Consider the following 5182-nt stretch of genomic DNA (forward strand, 5'->3'; position numbering starts at 1 on the left):
AGCTAAGCGACTTCCATATCTCACAGGGGGCAACCCCCAACTACTTCCGGCGTTCTAGGGCTTAACTTCTGTGTTCGGCATGGGTACAGGTGTATCTCCTAGGCTATCGTCACTTAACTCTGAGTAATACCTACTCAAAATTGAATATCTATTCAAACCAAGAAAACCTCTCGCTTTCGTATTCTCAGTTACTTTGGATAAGTCCTAGAGCTATTAGTATTAGTCCGCTACATGTGTCGCCACACTTCCACTTCTAACCTATCTACCTGATCATCTCTCAGGGCTCTTACTGATATATAATCATGGGAAATCTCATCTTGAGGTGGGTTTCACACTTAGATGCTTTCAGCGTTTATCCCTTCCCTACATAGCTACCCAGCGATGCCTTTGGCAAGACAACTGGTACACCAGCGGTAAGTCCACTCTGGTCCTCTCGTACTAGGAGCAGATCCTCTCAAATTTCCTACGCCCGCGACGGATAGGGACCGAACTGTCTCACGACGTTCTGAACCCAGCTCGCGTGCCGCTTTAATGGGCGAACAGCCCAACCCTTGGGACCGACTACAGCCCCAGGATGCGACGAGCCGACATCGAGGTGCCAAACCTCCCCGTCGATGTGAACTCTTGGGGGAGATAAGCCTGTTATCCCCAGGGTAGCTTTTATCCGTTGAGCGATGGCCCTTCCATACGGAACCACCGGATCACTAAGCCCGACTTTCGTCCCTGCTCGAGTTGTAGCTCTCGCAGTCAAGCTCCCTTATACCTTTACACTCTGCGAATGATTTCCAACCATTCTGAGGGAACCTTTGGGCGCCTCCGTTACCTTTTAGGAGGCGACCGCCCCAGTCAAACTGCCCGTCAGACACTGTCTCCGATAGGGATCACCTATCTGGGTTAGAGTGGCCATAACACAAGGGTAGTATCCCAACAACGTCTCCTTCGAAACTGGCGTCCCGATCTCTTAGACTCCTACCTATCCTGTACATGTGGTACAGACACTCAATATCAAACTGCAGTAAAGCTCCATGGGGTCTTTCCGTCCTGTCGCGGGTAACCTGCATCTTCACAGGTACTAAAATTTCACCGAGTCTCTCGTTGAGACAGTGCCCAAATCATTACGCCTTTCGTGCGGGTCGGAACTTACCCGACAAGGAATTTCGCTACCTTAGGACCGTTATAGTTACGGCCGCCGTTTACTGGGGCTTCAATTCATACCTTCGCGTTACCGCTAAGCACTCCTCTTAACCTTCCAGCACCGGGCAGGCGTCACCCCCTATACATCATCTTACGATTTAGCAGAGAGCTGTGTTTTTGATAAACAGTTGCTTGGGCCTATTCACTGCGGCTGACGTAAAGTCAGCACCCCTTCTCCCGAAGTTACGGGGTCATTTTGCCGAGTTCCTTAACGAGAGTTCTCTCGCTCACCTGAGGCTACTCGCCTCGACTACCTGTGTCGGTTTGCGGTACGGGTAGAGTATGTTTAAACGCTAGAAGCTTTTCTTGGCAGTGTGACGTCACTAACTTCGCTACTAAACTTCGCTCCCCATCACAGCTCAATGTTATAGAACTAAGCATTTAACTCAATTCACACCTCACTGCTTAGACAGACACTTCCAATCGTCTGCTTTAGTTAGCCTACTGCGTCCCTCCATCACTACATACTCTAGTACAGGAATATCAACCTGTTGTCCATCGGATACACCTTTCGGTCTCTCCTTAGGTCCCGACTAACCCAGGGCGGACGAGCCTTCCCCTGGAAACCTTAGTCTTACGGTGGACAGGATTCTCACCTGTCTTTCGCTACTCATACCGGCATTCTCACTTCTATGCGTTCCAGCACTCCTCACGGTACACCTTCTTCACACATAGAACGCTCTCCTACCATACCTATAAAGGTATCCACAGCTTCGGTAAATTGTTTTAGCCCCGGTACATTTTCGGCGCAGGGTCACTCGACTAGTGAGCTATTACGCACTCTTTGAATGAATAGCTGCTTCTAAGCTAACATCCTAGTTGTCTGTGCAACCCCACATCCTTTTCCACTTAACAATTATTTTGGGACCTTAGCTGGTGGTCTGGGCTGTTTCCCTTTCGACTACGGATCTTAGCACTCGCAGTCTGACTGCCGACCATAATTCTTTGGCATTCGGAGTTTATCTGAGATTGGTAATCCGGGATGGACCCCTCACCCAAACAGTGCTCTACCTCCAAGAATCTCTAATGTCGACGCTAGCCCTAAAGCTATTTCGGAGAGAACCAGCTATCTCCAAGTTCGTTTGGAATTTCTCCGCTACCCACAAGTCATCCAAGCACTTTTCAACGTGCCCTGGTTCGGTCCTCCAGTGCGTCTTACCGCACCTTCAACCTGCTCATGGGTAGGTCACATGGTTTCGGGTCTACGTCATGATACTAAGGCGCCCTATTCAGACTCGGTTTCCCTACGGCTCCGTCTCTTCAACTTAACCTCGCATCATAACGTAACTCGCCGGTTCATTCTACAAAAGGCACGCTCTCACCCATTAACGGGCTCGAACTTGTTGTAGGCACACGGTTTCAGGTTCTATTTCACTCCCCTCCCGGGGTGCTTTTCACCTTTCCCTCACGGTACTGGTTCACTATCGGTCACTAGGGAGTATTTAGGGTTGGGAGATGGTCCTCCCAGATTCCGACGGGATTTCGCGTGTCCCGCCGTACTCAGGATACTGCTAGGTACAAAGACTATTTTAAATACGAGGCTATTACTCTCTTTGGCTGATCTTCCCAAATCATTCTTCTATAATCTTTGAGTCCACATTGCAGTCCTACAACCCCGAAGAGTAAACTCTTCGGTTTGCCCTCCTGCCGTTTCGCTCGCCGCTACTAAGGCAATCGCTTTTGCTTTCTCTTCCTGCAGCTACTTAGATGTTTCAGTTCACTGCGTCTTCCTCCTCACATCCTTAACAGATGCGGGTAACAGGTAGTACCTGTTGGGTTCCCCCATTCGGAAATCCCTGGATCATCGCTTACTTACAGCTACCCAAGGCATATCGTCGTTTGTCACGTCCTTCTTCGGCTCCTAGTGCCAAGGCATCCACCGTGCGCCCTTATTAACTTAACCTTATTTTTCTGACCTTTCAGTCATAAACTCTTATTAATACTACAGCGTTTTCGGTTTATTTTCTTGTTACTATTTGATATAGATATTCAATTTTCAATGTGCATTACTTGGTGATCTCTCACCAATGGAGCCTAGCGGGATCGAACCGCTGACCTCCTGCGTGCAAAGCAGGCGCTCTCCCAGCTGAGCTAAGGCCCCACAAGACCTCTCAAGACTAAACAAGACCAATGTGCAGTTCCTTATCCTTAGAAAGGAGGTGATCCAGCCGCACCTTCCGATACGGCTACCTTGTTACGACTTCACCCCAATCATCTATCCCACCTTAGGCGGCTGGCTCCTTACGGTTACCTCACCGACTTCGGGTGTTACAAACTCTCGTGGTGTGACGGGCGGTGTGTACAAGGCCCGGGAACGTATTCACCGCGACGTGCTGATCCGCGATTACTAGCGATTCCGACTTCATGTAGGCGAGTTGCAGCCTACAATCCGAACTGAGACTGGCTTTAAGAGATTAGCTTGCCGTCACCGGCTTGCGACTCGTTGTACCAGCCATTGTAGCACGTGTGTAGCCCAGGTCATAAGGGGCATGATGATTTGACGTCATCCCCACCTTCCTCCGGTTTATTACCGGCAGTCTCGCTAGAGTGCCCAACTGAATGATGGCAACTAACAATAGGGGTTGCGCTCGTTGCGGGACTTAACCCAACATCTCACGACACGAGCTGACGACAACCATGCACCACCTGTCACCTCTGTCCCGAAGGAAAGCTCTATCTCTAGAGCGGTCAGAGGGATGTCAAGACCTGGTAAGGTTCTTCGCGTTGCTTCGAATTAAACCACATGCTCCACCGCTTGTGCGGGCCCCCGTCAATTCCTTTGAGTTTCAACCTTGCGGTCGTACTCCCCAGGCGGAGTGCTTAATGCGTTAGCTACGGCACTAAACCCCGGAAAGGGTCTAACACCTAGCACTCATCGTTTACGGCGTGGACTACCAGGGTATCTAATCCTGTTTGCTCCCCACGCTTTCGAGCCTCAGCGTCAGTTACAAGCCAGAGAGCCGCTTTCGCCACCGGTGTTCCTCCATATATCTACGCATTTCACCGCTACACATGGAATTCCACTCTCCCCTCTTGCACTCAAGTTAAACAGTTTCCAAAGCGTACTATGGTTAAGCCACAGCCTTTAACTTCAGACTTATCTAACCGCCTGCGCTCGCTTTACGCCCAATAAATCCGGACAACGCTCGGGACCTACGTATTACCGCGGCTGCTGGCACGTAGTTAGCCGTCCCTTTCTGGTAAGATACCGTCACAGTGTGAACTTTCCACTCTCACACTCGTTCTTCTCTTACAACAGAGCTTTACGATCCGAAAACCTTCTTCACTCACGCGGCGTTGCTCGGTCAGACTTCCGTCCATTGCCGAAGATTCCCTACTGCTGCCTCCCGTAGGAGTCTGGGCCGTGTCTCAGTCCCAGTGTGGCCGATCACCCTCTCAGGTCGGCTATGTATCGTCGCCTTGGTGAGCCGTTACCCCACCAACTAGCTAATACAACGCAGGTCCATCTGGTAGTGATGCAATTGCACCTTTTAAGCAAATGTCATGCAACATCTACTCTTATGCGGTATTAGCTATCGTTTCCAATAGTTATCCCCCGCTACCAGGCAGGTTACCTACGCGTTACTCACCCGTTCGCAACTCATCCAGAAGAGCAAGCTCCTCCTTCAGCGTTCTACTTGCATGTATTAGGCACGCCGCCAGCGTTCGTCCTGAGCCAGGATCAAACTCTCATTAAAAGTTTGAGTTCTCACTCATTTCTGTCACTGACAGATTTATTGTTTTTTCATTGTTCAGTACTACAACCTTAGTTGTAGTGCCCTGCACATTGGTTCGTCTTGTTCAGTTTTCAAAGGTCTTTGTCACTTGCTTCTCTCAAGCGACAACTATATTAGTATATCACAGACGCTTTCGCTTGTCAACACTTTTTTGAAACTTTTTTAATCTTTTTTCATCAAGTGTTCCTACCGCAACATACCATAGTCCGTACGGGATTCGAACCCGTGTTACCGCCGTGAAAAGGCGGTGT

1 tRNA gene and 3 rRNA genes are annotated in these 5182 nt (G+C 49.7%); all 4 read right to left on the bottom strand.

From position 1 onward, the window contains the following. Position 1: 1 nt before the first annotated feature. The 4 genes from rrf to ADH54_RS10785 all read right to left on the bottom strand — a co-directional run bounded on the left by rrf (position 2) and on the right by ADH54_RS10785 (position 4892). Positions 2–117: ribosomal RNA gene (gene rrf / locus ADH54_RS10770) — 5S ribosomal RNA — on the bottom strand. A 76-nt stretch (positions 118–193) separates the two neighbouring features. Further along, positions 194–3097, bottom strand: a 23S ribosomal RNA gene (locus tag ADH54_RS10775). A 125-nt stretch (positions 3098–3222) separates the two neighbouring features. Beyond that, positions 3223–3295, bottom strand: a tRNA-Ala gene (locus ADH54_RS10780). Between the two features lie 51 nt (positions 3296–3346). Then, positions 3347–4892, bottom strand: a 16S ribosomal RNA gene (locus ADH54_RS10785). Together the 16S, 23S and 5S rRNA genes with 1 tRNA gene alongside form the textbook arrangement of a ribosomal RNA operon. Between the last annotated feature and the right edge of the window lie 290 nt (positions 4893–5182).

Origin of the sequence: Streptococcus pseudopneumoniae, from assembly GCF_001072315.1 — a bacterium.
Classification (GTDB): Bacteria; Bacillota; Bacilli; order Lactobacillales; family Streptococcaceae; genus Streptococcus; species Streptococcus pseudopneumoniae_R.